At 54.3% G+C, this 19,947-nt stretch carries 15 protein-coding genes and 1 riboswitch; of the genes, 5 read left to right on the top strand and 10 right to left on the bottom strand.

Translation table 11 applies throughout. The annotated features are described in order from the left end of the window. Nucleotides 1-161: 161 nt before the first annotated feature. Nucleotides 162-1,013 (bottom strand): glutamate racemase, encoded by an 852-nt coding sequence (murI, locus tag WFK85_RS19780; RefSeq protein ID WP_166879262.1) that lies wholly within the window; start codon nt 1,011-1,013, stop codon nt 162-164. Next, nucleotides 958-2,805 carry a TonB-dependent vitamin B12 receptor BtuB gene (btuB, locus tag WFK85_RS19775; protein WP_166995830.1) on the bottom strand — a complete coding sequence of 616 codons (1,848 nt, stop codon included), beginning with the start codon at nt 2,803-2,805 and terminating at the stop codon, nt 958-960. Before btuB ends, murI begins: the two co-directional genes overlap by 56 nt. A gap of 69 nt (nt 2,806-2,874) precedes the next feature. Next, a riboswitch (cobalamin riboswitch) is annotated at nt 2,875-3,062 on the bottom strand. A gap of 124 nt (nt 3,063-3,186) precedes the next feature. Between btuB and trmA the strand changes: the two genes are divergently transcribed. Beyond that, nucleotides 3,187-4,287: a tRNA (uridine(54)-C5)-methyltransferase TrmA gene (trmA, locus tag WFK85_RS19770; RefSeq protein ID WP_008457579.1), complete on the top strand. Its 1,101-nt coding sequence runs from the start codon at nt 3,187-3,189 to the stop codon at nt 4,285-4,287. A gap of 40 nt (nt 4,288-4,327) precedes the next feature. Here the strand turns inward: trmA and WFK85_RS19765 are convergent, their stop codons facing one another. Continuing rightward, on the bottom strand, nt 4,328-4,684 hold the full coding sequence (locus WFK85_RS19765; protein ID WP_008457577.1) for a YijD family membrane protein: 357 nt from the start codon (nt 4,682-4,684) through the stop codon (nt 4,328-4,330). A gap of 11 nt (nt 4,685-4,695) precedes the next feature. Then, nucleotides 4,696-5,337: an HTH-type transcriptional repressor FabR gene (fabR, locus tag WFK85_RS19760; RefSeq protein WP_039289193.1), complete on the bottom strand. Its 642-nt coding sequence runs from the start codon at nt 5,335-5,337 to the stop codon at nt 4,696-4,698. A 196-nt stretch (nt 5,338-5,533) separates the two neighbouring features. Between fabR and sthA the strand changes: the two genes are divergently transcribed. Continuing rightward, nucleotides 5,534-6,934 carry a Si-specific NAD(P)(+) transhydrogenase gene (sthA, locus tag WFK85_RS19755; RefSeq protein WP_008457573.1) on the top strand — a complete coding sequence of 467 codons (1,401 nt, stop codon included), beginning with the start codon at nt 5,534-5,536 and terminating at the stop codon, nt 6,932-6,934. Here sthA and oxyR read toward each other — a convergent pair. From oxyR to argC, 5 genes are all read right to left on the bottom strand, one after another. Then, nucleotides 6,917-7,834: a DNA-binding transcriptional regulator OxyR gene (gene oxyR, locus WFK85_RS19750; RefSeq protein ID WP_008457571.1), complete on the bottom strand. Its 918-nt coding sequence runs from the start codon at nt 7,832-7,834 to the stop codon at nt 6,917-6,919. The genes sthA and oxyR overlap by 18 nt on opposite strands. Before the next feature lie 242 nt (nt 7,835-8,076). Continuing rightward, nucleotides 8,077-9,450 (bottom strand): argininosuccinate lyase, encoded by a 1,374-nt coding sequence (gene argH, locus WFK85_RS19745; RefSeq protein ID WP_008457569.1) that lies wholly within the window; start codon nt 9,448-9,450, stop codon nt 8,077-8,079. 78 nt (nt 9,451-9,528) lie between these two features. After that, entirely contained in the window at nt 9,529-10,746 is a 1,218-nt protein-coding gene (locus WFK85_RS19740; protein WP_336709064.1) for an argininosuccinate synthase, read from the bottom strand. A 30-nt stretch (nt 10,747-10,776) separates the two neighbouring features. Beyond that, nucleotides 10,777-11,553, bottom strand: a complete 777-nt coding sequence (argB, locus tag WFK85_RS19735) for an acetylglutamate kinase (RefSeq protein ID WP_156107012.1) — start codon at nt 11,551-11,553, stop codon at nt 10,777-10,779. A 16-nt stretch (nt 11,554-11,569) separates the two neighbouring features. Beyond that, nucleotides 11,570-12,574, bottom strand: coding sequence for an N-acetyl-gamma-glutamyl-phosphate reductase (gene argC / locus WFK85_RS19730; protein ID WP_166995753.1), 1,005 nt, complete (start codon nt 12,572-12,574; stop codon nt 11,570-11,572). Between the two features lie 186 nt (nt 12,575-12,760). Between argC and argE the strand changes: the two genes are divergently transcribed. The 3 genes from argE to WFK85_RS19715 all read left to right on the top strand — a co-directional run bounded on the left by argE (nt 12,761) and on the right by WFK85_RS19715 (nt 18,873). Next, entirely contained in the window at nt 12,761-13,912 is a 1,152-nt protein-coding gene (argE, locus tag WFK85_RS19725; protein WP_336709065.1) for an acetylornithine deacetylase, read from the top strand. 235 nt (nt 13,913-14,147) lie between these two features. Then, nucleotides 14,148-16,799: a phosphoenolpyruvate carboxylase gene (gene ppc, locus WFK85_RS19720; RefSeq protein ID WP_166879269.1), complete on the top strand. Its 2,652-nt coding sequence runs from the start codon at nt 14,148-14,150 to the stop codon at nt 16,797-16,799. 340 nt (nt 16,800-17,139) lie between these two features. After that, complete coding sequence (locus tag WFK85_RS19715; RefSeq protein ID WP_008457558.1) at nt 17,140-18,873, top strand: phosphoethanolamine transferase CptA; 1,734 nt, start codon at nt 17,140-17,142, stop codon at nt 18,871-18,873. 70 nt (nt 18,874-18,943) lie between these two features. Here the strand turns inward: WFK85_RS19715 and metF are convergent, their stop codons facing one another. Then, nucleotides 18,944-19,834, bottom strand: a complete 891-nt coding sequence (metF, locus tag WFK85_RS19710; RefSeq protein ID WP_008457556.1) for a methylenetetrahydrofolate reductase — start codon at nt 19,832-19,834, stop codon at nt 18,944-18,946. Nucleotides 19,835-19,947 lie beyond the last annotated feature (113 nt).

Below are 19,947 nucleotides of genomic sequence, written 5' to 3'. Positions count from 1 at the left end.
GCGTTTATTTTTGCTTTCGTCTGACTGACTACCGGGTTGTGAAGCCGCTTTCGAAGCCGCTTCGCCGTGTCAGTGGAGGCGCATTATAGGGAGTTCTCAGAGCCTGACAACCCCTAATTTGAAAAAAACTTTCAAGCGTCGTTTTTTTACTCAAAACGGCACTAAAGTGCCAGTTTTTCGAGCCTTTCAAAGCCGTAACGTTGTAAAACGGGCATTAATTGCGCAGTTTCAGGCGTGAATGCCATACAATAGGCAATATTCGGATCTGCAGACGCCGCTTCAGGCGCTTCATGTTCCAGTAACCAAACGGTACGCCTTGCAATCGCGGCACCGGAATCGATCAGCCTCGTCCCCTCAGGTAACACTTCCAACAGTTCTTCCTGTAATAAAGGGAAATGCGTGCAGCCTAATACAACAGTATCCGGCGGCTCCGACATCCGTAACCACGGCCGCAGGATTTTACGCAGCTCGTCCAGCGGTACAGGCTCACCATGAAGCTTCGCCTCCGCCAGCTCCACCAGTTCGGCAGACCCCAGCATCTCAATTTTGCATTCGGTAGCAAATCGGGAGATAAGCTCGTGGGTATAAGGACGCTTGACCGTGCCGCGTGTTGCCAACAGACCCACAACCCCATTTGTCGTCAAACGCGCAGCCGGTTTAATCGCAGGCACAACGCCAACAACAGGGAAGTCGAACTTTTCGCGTAAAGCAGGGAGGGAAACAGTGCTTGCGGTATTACAGGCAATAACAGCGAGGGCTAAAGGATAATGCTGCTGGACAGCAGTCACTATTGAGACCACCCGGTCGACGATAAACTCTTCGCTCTTTTCGCCGTATGGAAACGCCACGTTATCGAAGGCGTAGATGTAATGAAGATCCGGCAGAAGCTGCCGAATCTCATTGTAGACGGACAGCCCACCAACGCCGGAGTCAAAAACCAGCACGGTGGGATGTGCATCAGAAGGTGTAGCTGCCAGACAAGTAGTATTCCCGTCCTGCAGTATGGTAGCCATAAACCGTCTCGTAATCTTTATCGAACAGGTTAGCTATTCTACCACGAACGGTCAGCTGTGACGTGACTGGATACGACAAGGCAACATCCCACAGGCTGACACCGCCCATTTTCACGGTTTGATAGGTATTGAAATCGGTGTCGTAGCGTGAGCCCAGGTAATGATAAGTTACGCTCCAGTCCAGATCGTAGAGCGCCCAGTCAAGCTGGTACTTCACCTGTTGCTTAGCGCGACGCGCCAGCGGTGCATCGGTCAGGCCATTGCGAGCGTCAACATAGTCATAGCTAACGCTGTGCTGTACTGGCCCGGTATCAAAGGAAGCCGTCCCTTCAATGCCTTTGATATTGGCCTTGCCTACGTTGTAATAGCTGTTCGTCCCGCTGTTGAAGTCGATCAGGTTATCAACAAGGTTGCGGTAACCCGAAACGCGCCAGTTCACACCGGAAGTTAACCCTTCAAATGCGCCTTCCCACTGACGGCTTTCTTCTGGATTCAGATCTCTGTTCCCGTAGAAGCCAAACAGCTGCCCCTGGTTTGGCGCCTTAAACGCCGTACCGTAGGAGGCAATAAAGCGATACCCCTCAACAAATTCCCATGCCGCACTACTCTGCCAGGTGCCGTGATTACCGAACTCTGAGTTGTTATCGTTACGCGCGGCGCCTTCAAAGGTGAAATCACCCAGCTTTTGCAGCGCTGTCAGATAGACGCCGGTATTACGCTGGTCGTAGCCGTCAGTTACATAGTTAGTACCCGGTTCAGTGCTTTGCTTCTGCCAGTCAACGCCCGCCCCAACATTTCCTGCACCGAGATCAACAGAGTTAGTCCACTGCAGGTTGTACTGCTTAATTTCATCCAGGGTAGCGCTTGAGTCGTAGCGCCCGAGGCGTGGATCGAAATTGTAATCTTTGCTGTGGCCGTAGCTGGAAATCAGCTGTGAGTGGAAGATATCGTTATTAAAGCGCAGTCCCGCGTCCCATGTCTGACTGTAGAGCTGACGGGTGTCCACCAGTTGGTTTGGCGTAAAGCTGCTATAAAGGCCGTCATAGGCCGTACGGTTATCGTAGCCGTAGCCACGCACAAAGCCGCTCCATTGCTCAGAAAAGCTGTGCTCAAGTGCTCCGTAAAGAGATTTACTCATAAAGCCGTCGCGATCGGGCTGACGCAGGCCGCCGGTATTACCCTCAGCCACAACGTCAAAACCTTTGGTGTACTCATAGTTGCCAGCCAGAGTCACGCGAGTGCTATCCCCCAGCTTTTGCTGCGTGCTGGCGTCATAGTTCTGGTAGCCGTTTGAGCCCACTCCCGCCGTCAGCGTTGTGCCGTCTTTATCTCGGGTGGTGATAATGTTGATGACACCGCCGATAGCATCAGAGCCATAGACAGCTGAACGAGGCCCACGGATGTACTCTACGCGCTGAACAAGAGAGACTGGAATCTGGCTGAGGTCGGAAGAGCCGGTCACGCCGGCCTGATTAAGGCGGATGCCGTCAATCAGCACCAGCACATGGCTGGAATTAGTCCCGCGAATAAACACTGAGGAGAGCTGACCAAGGCCACCATTTTGCGCAATATCTACCCCCGGCAGGCGGCGCATCACGTCAGTCAGAGATTTTGACTGCCAGCGATCGATATCTTCACGCGTGACCACCGAAGTCGGCGCCAGAACGCTATTCACCGGCTGCTGAAAACGATTCGCAGTCACTACCAGGGTATTGTCAGTGTTGCTGTCCTGCGCCCAAACTGAAAAAGCCGTTGCGGACAGAGCCGTCAACAGCGAAACCTTCTTTATCATCATTTATATAAGCACCCGCTTTCGACCAGGATGCCGCAGACATGGCAAATAGCACGCGATAGCCATATCACTTGCGACGTCGTTCCGGCAGGTCTTCGGGCTTGGGGGCTTAATTAAGATGAGGACTTCCCGCTTATATAAGAAAGCAGTGTCTGCTGAGTGCGTTCATCTTGCCGTTCCTTACCGCTGCGCGTCAGCCCCAGAATCACACTGGGTTCCCTTTTAACTCTCAGGAGGCCGGAAAAGCCATGCTACCGTTAGGCTTATACGGATGTCCAGACTTCCGGCCGAACTTCTTAAAGCGATCGGGCTGGACATCCCGGGTCGAATCCCTACAATCGCCGCGTAGTTTGTATTCATTGACCGACTGGATGGCTAGCCATGACCCCTGAACACCTCCCGACAGATCAGTACGACGCGCAACTGGCGGAAAAAGTCACTCGCCTCGAAGGCATGATGGCGCCTTTTGCCGCACCGGCCCCGGAGGTATTCCGCTCACCGGTAAGTCACTACCGCATGCGAGCTGAGTTCCGCATCTGGCATGAAGGTGATGACCTGTATCACATCATGTTCGATCAGCAGACTAAAAGCCGTATCCGGGTCAACAGCTTCCCGGCGGCCAGCGAGCTGATTAACGCCCTGATGCCAGCTATGCTGGATGGCGTCCGCGATATTCCAGCCCTGCGCCACAAGCTGTTCCAGATTGACTACCTGACTACCCTGAGCAATCAGGCCGTGGTGTCTTTGCTCTACCACCGCAAGCTGGATGATGAATGGCAGCAGCATGCCGAGGCGCTGCGCGACAGCCTGCGCGCCCGCGGCTTTAACGTGCATTTGATTGGCCGTGCAACAAAAACCAAGATTGAGCTGGACCAGGATTTTATCGACGAACGCCTGCCGGTTGCCGGAAAAGAGATGATTTACCGCCAGGTTGAGAACAGCTTCACTCAGCCAAACGCGGCCATGAACATTCAGATGCTGGAATGGGCGCTGAGCGCGACAGAAAATTCAAGCGGCGACCTGCTGGAGCTCTACTGCGGGAACGGCAACTTCTCGCTGGCTCTGGCCCGCAACTTCGACCGTGTGCTGGCGACCGAAATCGCTAAACCGTCCGTGGCTGCAGCGCAGTACAACATCGCAGCCAACAATATTGATAACGTGCAGATTATCCGCATGGCGGCGGAAGAGTTTACCCAGGCGATGAACGGCGTAAGGGAGTTTAACCGCCTGCAGGGAATCGATCTCAAAAGCTATCAGTGTGAAACCATTTTTGTCGATCCGCCTCGCAGCGGCCTGGATGCTGACACGGTAAAAATGGTTCAGGCCTACCCGCACATCCTTTATATCTCCTGCAATCCACAGACGCTGTGCGAGAACCTGGAAACATTATCCCAGACTCACAGCATTACCCGTCTGGCGCTGTTTGACCAGTTCCCGTACACGCATCACATGGAATGCGGCGTACTGCTCACGCGCAAATAGAAAAAGGACGCCTCGGCGTCCTTTTTGCTATTTATCGGGCTTACTCAGCCGCTTCTGATTTGCGGGAGCGAACTTTAAACAAAATCCAGAACAGCACAACCACCGACAGAATCGAAGGGATAAAGTTAGAGCCAATCGCCGGGTATTCAACGCGAACCACTGAACTATAAAGCAACACACCTAACACAAAACAGGCTGCAGCAAGGCTCGGTAACCCAACCGGCATCGTACGGTTCTGATAGCGCTGATGCAGGCAACAAACCGCCAGCACCAGAGCAATAATAGGAAATATCGAGAACGGAACAACCGAGCTGAACAGCGCAGCAAAAGATCCGTTAATCGACAGACCAGCGATTAACGCCAGCGCCAGCGTACCTCTATCTTGTAACTGTTTCATTGCTCGTTCCTTCACTCTTCGGATAAATGAGCCAGTGCCATTTTTTCTTGTTCCCGGCGATACCAGTAGTAAGCCCCTTTCGAGATCATGCGTAGCTGCAACACCAGTCGCTCTTCGAGCTGGCGACGCTGTTCAATATCAACGTCCAGCGCTTCGGCACCTGCACTAAAAACAATCGTGACCATCGCTTCCGCCTGCGCTTCGGTGAAGCTGCGAGGCATGCGATTTTCGAGTTCTAAATAGTCGGCAAGTTCCGCAATGAAGTGCTGAATTTCACGGGCAACCGCGGCACGAAACGCCGCAGACGTGCCTGAACGTTCACGCAACAACAGGCGGAAAGCGTTAGGGTTATTGCCGATAAACTCCATGAACGTTGACACTGAGGTACGGATCACGCTGCCGCCTTTGGCGATGCGCTGCCGCGCCTGCCGCATTAACTGCCGCAGCATCAGGCCACTTTCGTCTACCATTGTAAGACCGAGTTCATCAACATCGCGGAAATGGCGATAAAATGACGTTGGCGCAATACCGGCTTCGCGGGCAACTTCACGCAGGCTCAGGCTGGCAAAGCTTCTTTCGGCGCTTAGCTGGCTAAATGCTGCCTCGACTAAAGAACGCCTGGTTCTCTCTTTTTGTTGCGCTCTTACACCCATCATATTGCCTGAATCCTTCAAACAGAGCTGGAACTATATCAGAGAATCAAGCTACCGCTTTTATAGTGTATTGTGAATGATTGTTTACGGAACATTGACCTGCCCAGGCGGGAAAAAGCACAACGAGAATTGGGGAAATTCCTGGTTGATGTTACCATCGTGTTGCCTTTATGTATAAAAACAGGTAAGCCTTACCATGCCACAAACCTACGATTATGACGCAATAGTGATTGGTTCCGGTCCCGGAGGCGAAGGTGCCGCCATGGGGCTGGTGAAACAAGGAGCCAGGGTAGCGGTGATTGAGCGCTACCACAATGTCGGCGGCGGTTGCACCCATTGGGGCACCATCCCTTCGAAAGCCCTCCGCCACGCCGTCAGCCGCATTATTGAATTCAATCAAAACCCGCTATACAGCGACCACACTCACCTTCTCCGCTCCTCTTTTGCCGACATCCTGAACCACGCCGACAGCGTGATTAACCAGCAAACCCGCATGCGCCAGGGCTTTTACGAGCGTAACCGCTGCGAGATGCTGCAGGGCGATGCGCACTTTGTGGATGAGCACACTGTCGAGCTTCTGTGCCACGATGGGTCGGTCGAAACCTACACCGCCGAGAAGTTTGTCATTGCCTGCGGTTCTCGCCCTTACCGCCCGCCAGAAGTTGATTTTACCCACCCACGTATCTACGACAGCGACTCAATTCTCAGCCTGCATCACGAACCGCGCCACGTGATCATCTATGGTGCCGGGGTGATCGGCTGTGAGTACGCATCGATCTTCCGCGGGATGAACGTCAAAGTTGATCTGATCAACACTCGCGATCGCCTGCTGGCTTTCCTCGATCAGGAAATGTCGGATTCACTTTCCTATCACTTCTGGAACAGCGGCGTGGTAATTCGCCACAACGAAGAGTTTGAGAAGATTGAAGGCGTGGACGACGGCGTGATTGTCTCTCTGAAGTCCGGCAAAAAAGTGAAGGCGGATTGCCTGCTTTACGCCAACGGACGTACCGGGAATACGGATTCACTGGCGCTGGAAAATATCGGGCTCGAAGCCGACAGCCGTGGACTCATCAAGGTCAACAGCATGTACCAGACCGCGCTGCCGCATATTTACGCGGTGGGTGACGTGATCGGTTATCCAAGCCTGGCTTCAGCAGCCTACGATCAAGGCCGTATCGCCGCTCAGGCGCTGGTGAAAGGGGAAGCCACGGGGCATCTGATCGAAGACATTCCGACCGGCATCTACACCATTCCAGAAATCAGCTCCGTGGGCAAAACGGAACAACAGCTAACCTCGATGAAAGTACCTTACGAAGTGGGCCGGGCGCAGTTTAAACATCTCGCGCGGGCGCAAATCGTGGGTATGAACGTTGGGACGCTGAAAATTCTGTTCCACCGTGAGACGAAAGAAATTCTGGGGATCCACTGCTTTGGCGAGCGCGCGGCCGAAATCATTCACATCGGCCAGGCGATTATGGAACAGAAAGGTGGCGGTAACACCATTGAGTACTTCGTTAACACCACCTTTAACTACCCAACAATGGCGGAAGCCTATCGGGTAGCGGCGCTTAACGGCTTAAATCGCCTGTTTTAGCGCTGAGTCGAAATGGCCATCCATCTGCGTGCGGATGGCCTCTGCCAGCTGCTCATAGCGGCTGCGCAGCGGTGATCCCGGGCGATAAACCAGGCCGACGGTACGACGCGGTTCTGGTTTATAACACGGCAGATAAACTACGCCGTCTCGCTGGCGTTCATGCGGCACAGCGAGGGCTGGCAAAAGCGTGATGCCACTTCCTGCAGCCACCATGTTACGCAGCGTCTCTAAGCTTGTTGCCCGGAAATGGGTATCTTCATCCGCACCCGCTTCAAAGCAAAAGCCCATAGCCTGATCGCGCAGGCAGTGCCCGTCTTCCAGCATCAGCAGCTTTTCACCGGCCAGATCGGACATCGGCACGCGGTCACGGTTCGCCCACGGGTGATCCTGATAAACCGCCAGCACCATCGGCTCATCAAACAGCGGCACCTCGATAAACGCTTCGCTCTCTTTTACCAGCGCCAGAATGGCACAGTCCAGCTTGCCGCTGTCGAGCTGCGCCAGCAGCTGATGGGTCTGGGCTTCATGCAGATACATTTCCAGCTTAGGGAAAGTCTGATGCAGCATAGGAATAATTTGCGGCAGCAGGTAAGGCCCCACGGTTGGGATCAGGCCAATATGCAGCGGGCCGGACATGGCTTCGCCCTGCTGGCTTGCCATCTCTTTCAGTACTTTGACTTCACGCAGCACCGTCCGCGCCTGATCCACCAGCAGCAACCCCGCCTGGGTGAACAGCACTTTACGGCTGGTACGCTCCAGCAGCATAACGCCCAGTTCATCTTCCAGCTTGCGAATCTGGCCGCTCAGGGTCGGCTGGCTAACGTGACAGGCATCCGCTGCCCGACGAAAATGGCGGTGCTCGGCCAGCGCCACCAGGTATTCAAGATCTCGAATATTCATTCTCTATCCTCCTGCGCCACGATAGTTCATGGCGATAGATAGCATAGCAACGAACGATTATCCCTATCAAGCAATGTTGGTGAATAATAGCCAGCAACAGCAAGGCGCATCGCTCTGACTTACCCCAGAACGACGCGCGGCTGCAGAGACTCTCTGTTCTCTGAACCTGACGAATTATTAAAGCCAACGTGAACTTTTAGCGGACAGTATGTCCGCTTTTTTTTGTTCAAATTTCGAGGGGATTAGACCAGGCGCTGTTTCGCGTCGGCGATAGCCTGAGCAACCTGCTTAGGTGAAACACCGCCTTTCGCGGCGCGCTTGTCGAGGCAGGATTGCAACGACAGAATCGGATAAACGTCGTCGCCAATAACCGCGCTGAATTTCTGCAGGTCGGCCAGGGTTAAGGCTTCCAGCGCTTTACCTTGTTTAATTGCTTCCACGACAGCCTCGCCGACAATGTGGTGAGCTTCACGGAACGGCACGCCTTTAGCAACAAGGTAATCCGCCAGCTCGGTGGCGTTGGCATAGCCTTGCTCAGCGGCTTCCTGGCAGCGAGGACGTTTAACCTGAATGCCGTCCAGCACCAGCACGGACATATGCAGACAGTCAAGCCAGGTATCGAGGGCGTCGAACAGGCCTTCTTTGTCTTCCTGCATATCTTTGTTATACGCCAGCGGCAGGCCTTTGAGGGTCATCATCATGCCGGTCAGGGCGCCCTGCACTCGGCCGCACTTGCCGCGGATCAGCTCCAGCGCATCCGGGTTTTTCTTCTGCGGCATCAGGGAGGAACCAGAAGTCACGCGATCGGACAGCTCAACAAAACCGGCTTCCCCGGTGTTGAAGAAGATCAGATCTTCTGCAAAACGGGACAGGTGAACCATGCCGATAGAAGCGTTGGACAGCAGTTCCAGCACATGATCGCGGTCAGAAACGCTGTCGAGGCTATTGCGCGTCGCGGAAGCAAAACCTAACCAGCCGGCAAGCTGTTCGCGGTCAATTTCATAGGCGGTGCCTGCCAGCGCGCCGCTGCCCAGCGGGCTGACGTCCAGGCGCTGCAGAGTGCTTTGTAAACGGCTTTCATCGCGCGCCAGCATCTCGACGTACGCCAGGCACCAGTGAGCAAAAGTGACCGGCTGCGCGCGCTGCAGGTGTGTATAACCCGGCATCACCGCATCCTGATTGGCTTCGGCTGTTTCAATTAATGCTTGCTGTACCTGGCGGGTGGCAGCCAGCAGCTCGCTGATTTGCATTTTGCACCACAGCTTCAGGTCGGTGGCGACCTGATCGTTGCGGCTACGGCCAGTGTGGAGTTTTTTACCCAGCGCACCGACTTTATCGATCAGCTTGCCTTCCACCCAGCTGTGAATATCTTCCGCGTCGCTTTCCAGAATAGCCTGCGGGTTAACCTGCACTTCTTCCAGCAAGACTTTCAGGGCCTGCTCAAGCTGCTGTTGCTCAGCTTCAGTCAGCACGCCCACGGTGACCAACGCTTTGGACCAGGCGACAGAACCTACGATGTCTTGCTCAGCCAGGCGATAGTCAAAGCGTAAAGAGTCATTGAATTGCTTAAACCGTTGATCGGCTGCCTGAGTAAAACGCCCACCCCAAAGTGCCATAGTCATGCTCCATTCATCATATTGATATTCGTTTGCCCCTCACGCATTCCCGGCCTGGGAACACGTGAGGGTAAAAAATTACTTCTTAAGTTCGTTCAGCGCACGGATACGGGAAGAGAGCGAGAACAGACGGATAAAGCCGCCCGCGTGGCTGTGATCGTAAACTTCATCTTCGCCAAAGGTCGCAAACTCTTCGCTGTAGAGGCTGTTCGGGGATTTTTTCTGAATCGCCGTCACCTGGCCTTTATACAGCTGCAGCACAACTTCGCCGTTCACTTCTTCCGCCAGCGACTCGGCAGATGCCTGCAGAGATTTACGCAGAGGTGCAAACCAGCGGCCATCGTACACAACGTAGGACATTTCGAGACCCAACTGCTCACGCCATTTGAAAGAGTCACGATCCAGCACCAGTTGCTCAACGCCACGCAGAGCAGCCATCATAATGGTGCCCCCTGGGGTTTCATAGCAACCACGAGACTTAATACCCACCAGACGGTTTTCAACGATATCGATACGGCCAATACCGTGCCTGGCCCCGATAGCGTTCAGGGTTTCCAGACACTTGAATGGACTCATCGCTTCGCCGTTCACGGCCACAACCTTGCCGTGCTTAACGGTCACAGTGACCTGTTCAGCCTGATCCGGCGCTTCCTGCGGGTCAACGGTCCACACCCAACAGTCTTTGTTCGGGGCATTCCACGGGCTTTCCAGCACGCCGCCTTCGGTAGAAATGTGCCAGGCGTTTTCGTCACGGCTGTAGATTTTTTCCAGTGAGGCAGTCGTCGGGATATCACGCTCTTTCAGGTAATCGAGCAGCGCTTCACGGGAACGCAGGTTCCACTCACGCCACGGAGCAACAACCTTCAGATGCGGAGCCAGCGCGGCCCAGGTAGATTCAAAACGCACCTGGTCGTTACCTTTACCGGTTGCACCGTGGCACAGCGCATCTGCGCCCACTTTATTCGCCACATCCACCAGCGCTTTAGCGATCAGCGGACGCGCCATAGAAGTGCCGAGCAGATAGCTGCCTTCATACAGCGCCCCGGTCTGCAGCACAGGGTAAACATAGTCGCTGATAAACTCTTCACGCGCATCGACCACGTAGCACTCAGACGCCCCGGAGCGCAGCGCTTTTTGCTCAACGCCTTTCAGATCTTCACGATCCTGGCCGATATCCACCACGCAGGCGACCACTTCGCAGCCGCCGTAGTTTTCTTTCAGCCATGGAATGATGGCTGAAGTGTCGAGGCCGCCAGAGTATGCGAGAACGATTTTTTTGATGCCGTGATTTTGCATTGTCTTGTCCTTGTTAAAACTATTCTTTGTCTATGCCAGAATCCGGGTGCCGATAGCCACACCGTTGAATAAAGAGGGTAGCTGATCCGCGTGGCGCCATGAGGCAATATCCACCGGGCGTCCCAGGGTACGGGCCGCATCCAGCGCCGCGTTCACTTTCACAATCATGCCGTCGGTGATAATGCCTTGCTCAATCAGCTGTTCGGCTTTGGCCGCCGTCATCTCAGCGATGCGCTGACCTTTACCGTCCAGGATACCGCTCACGTCGGACAACAGAATCAAATCCGCGCCGAGCGTTGCGGCCAGCGCCGTTGCCGCCTGATCCGCATTGACGTTCATCAGCTCGCCTTCAGTGGTCACACCGATGGAGCTAACAATCGGCAGGAAGCCGTTTTCCAGCAGCGTATTAATCAGTTTTGGCGAACCCGGTTTAGCCAGGCCGACGTGGCCAAGCGCTTCGTCAAGCTGAGTCACCGTAACGCTATCCCCGTCCCCGAGGCTCAAGCCAACGCCGTTAATGCCATGCTTCTTCGCCCAGGCCAGCAGCGTCTTGTTGGCCGTGCCCGCCAGCGCACCGGTAATAATGTCAATCTGGTCGGCAGGCGTCACACGCAGGCCGTTTTTCTTTTGTACCGGCAGCGCCAGCTTCTTCATCAGCTCATCCACCAGGCAACCGCCGCCGTGAACAATCACCAGCGGACGCTGATGGGACTGGCGATAGTTCACCAGCGCGGTAAACAGGCGCTCCAACGCCTCTTCGCTATCCAGCAGCACGCCGCCCAATTTGATAATTAAAGGATTCATCATTTCACCCGACCGACGGTTAAATAAGGGACTGCGTTTCGGCGAAGCCAAAACGAATATTAAGACACTGTACTGCCTGAGCCGCGGCACCTTTCAGCAGGTTATCCTCGGTGGCAACAACAATTAGGTGCTCATCCTGCACGGCAAAGCCGATGTCGCAGAACGGCAGGCCAACCACATTTTTCAGCGCCGGAACGCCTTTTTCGTACAGGCGAACCAGCGGCTTGTCGCCGTAAGCCTGGCTAAACGTCTCCGCAATCTGCTGCTGCGTAACGCCAGCTTTCAGGCGACAGGTAATCGTCGCCAAAATGCCACGCGGGAAATTGCCGAGGTGCGGGGTGAAAATCACCGACGCGCCAAGATGGGTAGCGATTTCTGGTTGATGGCGATGATTAAACACGCCGTAAGGCTGCAGGCTAACTTCGCAGAAGCTGTTGGAAATCGCGGCCTTGCGCCCGGCACCGCTGACGCCGCTGGTGGCGTTGATCACCGGCCACTGGTTCAAATCCAGCAGATCGGCATCAATCAGCGGCTTCAGCGCCAGCTGAGACGCCGTCGGATAGCAGCCCGGCACGGCAATTAAATTGCTCTCTTTGAGCGCAGCACCCTGCCATTCGGCCAGGCCATAAACCGCTTTTTCCAGCAGCTCAGGATGCTGATGGGTAAAACCGTAATAACGTTCATAGAACGCCGGGTCGTTAACGCGGAACGCGCCTGAGAGATCGATCACCACGCAGCCTGCCGCCAGGAACTGCGGAGCCAGATCGTGGCTGACTTCGTGGGCGGTGGCGAGGAACACCACATCCACACCCTCGCTGAACTCGCTGATGTCGGACATCGCCTGCAGCGGCAGATCAACAATGCCCTTTAACTGCGGATGCAAATCAGATATCAATTTTCCTGCATCTGAACTTTGCGCTGAAACCGTCAAAGCGGTTATGTTCATATCAGGATGGCGATTCAAATAGCTTACAAGCTCTGCGCCTGCATAACCGCTTGCACCCACAATCAGCGTATTCAACATCTGGGTCGTTCACCTTGTCTTTTCGGTCTGCTCAGAGTGCCAGCCTGACGCTTTCACCCACGTCCGTTAGCGTGGTTTTTTATTCACCGGAACGCTTAACTGTTCCTTTACGCTCAACGTTATTGTATTTTTATTCACAATTAATGCATGAATATTGATACTATCCTAACCTAAGGCCTGTCAACAGTGAAGATGAAATTACCGCCTTTTATCGAGATCTACCGCGCCCTGATCGCGACACCTTCCATCAGCGCCACCGACAGCGCGCTGGATCAAAGCAATGAGTCTTTAATCAATTTACTGGCGGGCTGGTTCCGCGACCTCGGTTTTAACGTCGAAATTCAGCCTGTGCCAGGCACTCGCAATAAATTCAATATGCTGGCGAGCAGCGGCCAGGGCGCTGGCGGCCTGTTACTGGCAGGGCACACCGATACTGTGCCGTTCGACGATGGCCGCTGGACGCGGGACCCGTTTACCCTGACCGAGCACGACAACAAGCTTTACGGCCTGGGTACCGCCGACATGAAAGGGTTCTTCGCGTTCATTCTGGATGCCCTGCGCGACGTGGATGTGACAACCCTGAAAAAGCCGCTCTACATATTGGCCACCGCCGATGAAGAGACCACCATGGCAGGTGCACGCTATTTCGCTGAAACAACCTCGCTTCGCCCGGACTGTGCGATCATCGGTGAACCGACATCGCTACAGCCGGTACGTGCGCACAAAGGACACTTGTCTAACGCCATTCGTATTCTGGGGCAGTCCGGCCACTCGAGCGATCCGGCGCGAGGCGTTAACGCCATTGAACTGATGCATGATGCCATCGGCCACATTCTCACGCTGCGCAATACGCTGAAAGATCGCTATCACCATGACGCCTTCACCGTGCCGTATCCAACCCTCAACTTAGGGCACATTAACGGCGGCGACGCGGCAAACCGCATTTGTGCATGTTGCGAACTTCACATGGACATTCGCCCGCTGCCGGGTATGACATTAAACGATCTGAACGGTTTACTGACCGAAGCATTAGAACCGGTAAGCCAGCGCTGGCCTGGTCGCCTGACGGTCTCTGAACTTCATCCGCCGATCCCAGGCTACGAATGCCCGCCGGACCACCCGCTCGTGCAGGTCGTTGAGAAACTGCTCGGCGCGCAAACGGAAGTGGTGAACTACTGCACCGAAGCACCGTTTATCCAGACCGTATGCCCAACGCTGGTGCTTGGTCCTGGCTCCATCAACCAGGCTCACCAGCCGGATGAATACATCGATACCCGCTTCATCAAGCCAACCCGGGAGTTAATCACTCAGGTAGTGCATCATTTTTGTTGGCATTAATTAATCGCGGTAAAAGGGGGTTTTACCCCCTTTTTAATCTGGAATAATCAGTATTCCTATAAGAAATGCTTATATGCGAAGTTGGTAATTAAATTTCATAAATTCGCGTCATTTCCTCGTTTGCTGAAACGATTTCGTAGCAATTGACGAATGGTTTATGACGTGGCTTTATAAAAGGCGGTGTTGAACCTTCACGGGTGAAATTAAGTTACATAATAGATTGGGCTGGAGTCATATGAACGAACGCTATTCTGCTTTGCGAAGTAATGTCAGCATGCTCGGAAAACTGCTCGGAGATACCATCAAAGATGCGCTGGGAGAAAATATCCTCGACCGCGTAGAAACGATCCGTAAGTTATCCAAGTCCTCCCGCGCCGGTAATGAAGCCAATCGTCAGGAGCTGCTGAGCACGCTGCAGAACCTCTCAAATGATGAACTGCTCCCCGTCGCCCGCGCCTTTAGCCAGTTTCTTAATCTTGCCAACACCGCAGAGCAGTACCACAGCATCTCCGCGACGGGCGAAGCGGCCAGCAACCCAGAAGTCATCGCTAAAACGCTGCAAAAACTGAAAAGTCAGCCGGGCATCAGCGAAGCAGACATTCGGGCAGCCGTTGAGTCTCTCTCTCTGGAGCTGGTGCTCACCGCTCACCCTACCGAGATCACTCGCCGTACCCTGATTCATAAACTGGTCGAAGTGAACAGCTGTCTGAAGCAGCTCGACCACAGCGATCTCGCCGACTACGAGCGCAACCAAATCATGCGCCGCCTGCGTCAGCTGGTTGCTCAGGCATGGCATACCGACGAAATTCGTAAGCATCGCCCTTCCCCGGTCGACGAAGCCAAATGGGGCTTCGCGGTGGTAGAAAACAGTCTGTGGGAAGGGGTGCCAAACTACCTGCGTGAGCTTAACGAACAGCTCGAAGAGAATCTGAATTACAAACTGCCCGTGGACTTCGTCCCGGTACGCTTTACCTCCTGGATGGGCGGCGACCGCGACGGCAACCCGAACGTAACGTCCGAAATCACCCGTCACGTCCTGCTTCTCAGCCGCTGGAAAGCCACCGACCTGTTCCTGCGCGATATCGCGGTCCTGGTTTCCGAGCTGTCGATGGTGGAATGCACGGCGGAGCTTAGCGAACTGGCAGGGCCGGATGCGGGCCAGGAACCTTACCGCCACATCATGAAAGGCCTGCGCCAGCAGCTGCTCTCCACCCAGGCCTGGCTTGAAGCCCGCCTGAAAGGCCAGCGTCTGCCGAAGCCGGAAGGTCTGCTCATTCAAAACGAGCAGCTTTGGGATCCGCTCTACGCCTGTTATCAATCCCTGCAGGCCTGCGGCATGGGCATCATCGCTAACGGGCAGTTGCTGGACACCCTGCGCCGCGTGAAATGCTTCGGCGTGCCGCTGGTACGCATTGATATTCGCCAGGAAAGCACCCGCCACAGCGAAGCGCTGGGCGAAATGACCCGCTATCTTGGCATCGGCGACTACGAAAGCTGGTCAGAGGCTGATAAACAAGCCTTCCTGATCCGCGAACTGAACTCCAAGCGCCCTCTGCTGCCTCGCCAGTGGGAGCCAAGCGCTGACACTCAGGAAGTGCTGGAAACCTGCAAAGTGGTAGCCGAAGCGCCACGCGGTTCCATTGCTGCCTACGTTATTTCGATGGCCAAGACGCCGTCAGACGTGCTGGCCGTTCACCTGCTGCTGAAAGAAGCGGGCTGTACCTTCGCCCTGCCGGTTGCTCCGCTGTTTGAAACCCTCGACGACCTGAATAACGCCGACGACGTCATGACCCAGTTGCTGAATATCGACTGGTACCGTGGCTTTATCCAGGGCAAACAGATGGTGATGATTGGCTATTCCGACTCGGCGAAAGATGCTGGCGTGATGGCTGCATCCTGGGCGCAATATGAAGCGCAAGATGCGCTGATCAAAACCTGTGAGAAAGCCGGTATCGCCCTGACGTTATTCCACGGGCGCGGCGGCTCCATTGGCCGTGGCGGTGCGCCAGCGCACGCAGCTCTGCTTTCTCAGCCACCAGGCAGCCTGAAAGGTGGCCTGCGCGTCACCGAGCAAGGTGAGATGATTCGCTTTAAATACGGCCTGCCAGAAATCACCATCAGCAGCCTGTCGCTCTACACCAGCGCGATCCTTGAAGCTAACCTGCTGCCGCCGCCAGAGCCGAAGAAAGAGTGGATTCAGATCATGAACTCACTTTCTGCGACGTCCTGCGAGATGTATCGCGGCTATATTCGCGAGAACACAGACTTCGTGCCGTATTTCCGTTCCGCCACGCCGGAGCTGGAATTGGGCAAACTGCCGTTGGGCTCTCGCCCAGCTAAACGTCGTCCAAACGGCGGGGTAGAATCTTTACGTGCGATCCCGTGGATCTTCGCCTGGACCCAAAACCGCCTGATGCTGCCGGCCTGGCTGGGCGCAGGCGCGGCGCTGCAAAAGGTCGTGGAAGAAGGCAAGCAAAGCGAGCTGGAAACAATGTGCCGCGACTGGCCGTTCTTCTCCACTCGCCTTGGCATGCTGGAGATGGTGTTTGCCAAAGCCGACCTTTGGCTGGCGGAATACTACGATCAGCGCCTGGTGAAGCCAGAGCTGTGGAAACTGGGCAAACAACTACGTGACCAGTTGGAAGCCGACATCAAAGTCGTGCTGGATATCGCCAACGACTCACACCTGATGGAAGATTTACCGTGGATTGCCGAGTCGATTACCCTGCGTAATATCTATACCGATCCGCTGAACGTCCTGCAGGCCGAACTGCTGCACCGCTCGCGCCAGTCGGAAGAGAAAGGCGAAGCGCCTGATGCCCGCGTAGAGCAAGCCCTGATGGTCACCATCGCCGGGGTTGCCGCCGGGATGCGTAATACCGGCTAAGATTTTTTAGCTTCGTCATTTCCCCCGCAAACGCGGGGGTTTTTATTTCTAACTAGTGAAAACGCTCATCGCCACTCAACGTACTTAACACGTTTATTGCCCCCGCCATCTTCAACAAATAAACAACAAAAAACCAAAAGCATTGGCCGTATAAATATCCCCGGAACAAGCCTGAAATTACGCTGTCATTATTCCGACACATTTTCTATATTGTGCGCAAAAGTCATCCAGCAATGGGTGACTTTTTTCGTGAGTACAAGCCACCGTAGCGTTCATAACTAAGGCTTACTTAAGGTTTTCTCATTACGGTTAATGATAATTTAATAGCACAGGCAAGAGTATGCACTTCACATTGAAACAGTCTGAACGTAAGTTCAGCATTAAAGCCCTTGGATGGGTTTTACTCTACTTTTGGTATTTTTCCTCGGTTTTGCAGATTGCCATCTTAACAACAGGCTACAGCGGTACAACAGGGCTGCGTGACTCCTTACTGTTTAGCTCTCTGTGGTTTATTCCTGTATTTCTGTTTCCACAGCGTACGCGCATTATTGCCGCCTTTATTGGCGTTATCCTTTGGGCAGCCTCAATCGCCGCCCTGGGTTACTACGTCGTCTACGGGCAGGAGTTCTCGCAAAGCGTTCTGTTTGTGATGTTCGAAACAAACGCCAGCGAGGCCAGCGAATACCTGAGTCAGTATTTCAGCCTGAAGCTGCTGCTCATTGCGGTTGCCTATACGCTGGGTGCCATCTTTCTTTGGACCCGTCTGCGCCCGGTTTATATTCCAAACCCGTGGCGCTGGTTGGTTTCCTTCGCCATCCTGTTCGGCCTGGTGCTCAATCCGGTGGGTAAAGAGTGGCTTATCAACAAACGCAGCCTTGGCGAATCCTTCTCCAGTATTTCTTATCGCCTTGAGCCTGCGGCCCCCTGGCAGTTTATCGTCGCCTATACCGAATATCGCCAGCAGTTGGACAGCCTGAATAACCTGCTAACGTCCAACAATGCGCTGCCGCCGTTGGCTAACCTGAAAGACGCCTCTGGTAATGCGCCGCGCACTTTGGTACTGGTTATTGGTGAGTCAACGCAGCGTGGCCGCATGAGCCTGTACGGCTACCACCGCCAGACAACGCCAGAGCTGGATGAGCTGCATAAAACTGACCCGCAAATGACGGTGTTTAATGACGTCGTCACTTCACGTCCTTACACCATTGAAATTCTGCAGCAGGCGCTGACGTTTGCAGACGAGAAAGATCCGGACCTCTACCTGACTAAGCCTTCGCTGATGAACCTGATGAAGCAGGCCGGGTACAAAACCTTCTGGATCACTAACCAGCAGACCATGACCGAACGCAACACCATGCTGGCCGTATTCTCGAAGCAGACCGACAAACAATATTATATGAACCAGCAGCGTACCCAGAGCGCGCGCGAATACGACACGAACGTCCTCGCGCCGTTTAAAGAGGTTCTGGCCGACCCTGCACCGAAAAAATTCATTATTGTGCACCTGCTCGGCACACATATTCGGTATGACTTCCGCTACCCGGAAAACTGGAACAAGTTTGATGGTAAAACGGACGATTTACCGGCTGGATTAACCAAAGATCAGCAAGAATCCTACAACAGTTACGATAACGCCAACCTGTTTAACGACCACGTGGTTTCCACGCTGATCAAAGACTACAAGGCCAGCGATCCTAACGGCTTCCTGCTCTATTTCTCTGACCACGGGGAAGAGGTTTACGACACACCGCCGCATCAGACCCAGGGGCGTAACGAAAACAAACCTACGCGTCATATGTACACCATCCCGTTCATCGTCTGGACGTCACCGACCTGGCAGCAGGCCCACCCGCGTGACTTCTCGGGAGATATAAACCGCAAATACAGCAGCTCAGAACTGATTCATACCTGGTCTGATTTAGCCGGTTTAAGCTATGACGGCTACGACGCAACACGGGCCATCACCAGCCCGCAGTTTGTCGAAGCGACCCGCTGGATTGGTAACCCGTATGATAAAAATGCGCTGCGGGATTACGATGCGCTGCCTTACGGCGATAGCGGCAGTAATCAGTAACGCTTTTAGCCCGTAAAGTAAAAAGCCCCGCTCACAGTTGAACGGGGCTTTTTTTATGTGAAATCAATGTCTACAGCTTGGGTCGAACGCCTAAAGTGTGGCAGATCGCATAGCTCATTTCCGCCCGGTTAAGCGTGTAGAAGTGGAAATCCTTCACGCCTTCCCGGCTCAGGATTTTCACCATATCCATGGCAATGTTCGCGCCCACCAACTGGCGGGTTTCGGCATCGTTATCCAGGCCTTCAAACATTTGTGCCATCCACGACGGAATACGCACGTTAGTCATATCGGCAAATTTCTTCGCCTGCCGGAAGTTTGAGACAGGCAGAATACCCGGGATTATCTCGACATCAATGCCTGTGGCCGCGCAGCGATCGCGGAAGCGAAGATAGCTTTCAACATCAAAGAAGAATTGAGTAATCGCGCGGTTAGCACCGGCTTCAATTTTACGGCGCAGGCTGAGTAAATCCGCCTGGGCGCTTTTGGCTTCGGGATGGACTTCCGGATAGGCCGCAACGGAAATATCAAAGTCGCCGACTTCCTTGAGCAGCCCCACCAGGTCAGAAGCATACATATCCGGCTTACCGCTGCCAGGCGGTAGATCACCACGCAATGCAACGATATGGCGGATGCCGTTATTCCAGTAGTCCTGCGCAATCGCCTGCAGTTCATCTCGCGTTGCATCGACACAGGTCAGATGCGGGGCTGCTTCAAGGCCGGTACGCTCTTTGATGCCTTTGATGATGCTGTGGGTACGGTCACGCTCGCCGGAGTTCGCCCCGTAGGTCACGGAAACAAACGTTGGTTTCAGGATGCTTAGCCTGTCGATAGACTTCCACAGGGTTTGTTCCATTTCACTGCTGCGCGGCGGGAAAAACTCAAAGGAAACATGAATATGCCCGGCCACTTCGGCCAGACTCTGGTTCAGCGCTTCCCGCTGATTCGCGTGAAAAAAGCTCATACCCTTACCTCGTCAATCGCATCGTTATCGTGTGGTGGCGTTTTATTGCTATCCAGACGTTTAGACGTCCAGATAGAAAGATGACCGAAAAGGCGAAAGGCGTCAATGAAAAT

It is taken from the genome of Cedecea sp. VD22 (genome assembly GCF_037150195.1).
In the GTDB taxonomy this organism is placed as follows: Bacteria; Pseudomonadota; Gammaproteobacteria; order Enterobacterales; family Enterobacteriaceae; genus Cedecea.
The sequence above is the reverse complement of the archived record's forward strand: the minus strand, read 5'-3'. Positions and strand labels throughout refer to the sequence as shown.

Coding starts and splice junctions, on each gene's coding strand:
- argH (WP_008457569.1), bottom strand. CDS start 9,450: ATGGCACTTTGGGGTGGGCGTTTTACTCAGGCAGCCGATCAACGGTTT.
- oxyR (WP_008457571.1), bottom strand. CDS start 7,834: ATGAATATTCGAGATCTTGAATACCTGGTGGCGCTGGCCGAGCACCGC.
- argB (WP_156107012.1), bottom strand. CDS start 11,553: ATGATGAATCCTTTAATTATCAAATTGGGCGGCGTGCTGCTGGATAGC.
- sthA (WP_008457573.1), top strand. CDS start 5,534: ATGCCACAAACCTACGATTATGACGCAATAGTGATTGGTTCCGGTCCC.
- WFK85_RS19740 (WP_336709064.1), bottom strand. CDS start 10,746: ATGCAAAATCACGGCATCAAAAAAATCGTTCTCGCATACTCTGGCGGC.
- WFK85_RS19765 (WP_008457577.1), bottom strand. CDS start 4,684: ATGAAACAGTTACAAGATAGAGGTACGCTGGCGCTGGCGTTAATCGCT.
- metF (WP_008457556.1), bottom strand. CDS start 19,834: ATGAGCTTTTTTCACGCGAATCAGCGGGAAGCGCTGAACCAGAGTCTG.
- trmA (WP_008457579.1), top strand. CDS start 3,187: ATGACCCCTGAACACCTCCCGACAGATCAGTACGACGCGCAACTGGCG.
- murI (WP_166879262.1), bottom strand. CDS start 1,013: ATGGCTACCATACTGCAGGACGGGAATACTACTTGTCTGGCAGCTACA.
- argC (WP_166995753.1), bottom strand. CDS start 12,574: ATGTTGAATACGCTGATTGTGGGTGCAAGCGGTTATGCAGGCGCAGAG.
- fabR (WP_039289193.1), bottom strand. CDS start 5,337: ATGGGTGTAAGAGCGCAACAAAAAGAGAGAACCAGGCGTTCTTTAGTC.
- ppc (WP_166879269.1), top strand. CDS start 14,148: ATGAACGAACGCTATTCTGCTTTGCGAAGTAATGTCAGCATGCTCGGA.
- WFK85_RS19715 (WP_008457558.1), top strand. CDS start 17,140: ATGCACTTCACATTGAAACAGTCTGAACGTAAGTTCAGCATTAAAGCC.
- btuB (WP_166995830.1), bottom strand. CDS start 2,805: ATGATAAAGAAGGTTTCGCTGTTGACGGCTCTGTCCGCAACGGCTTTT.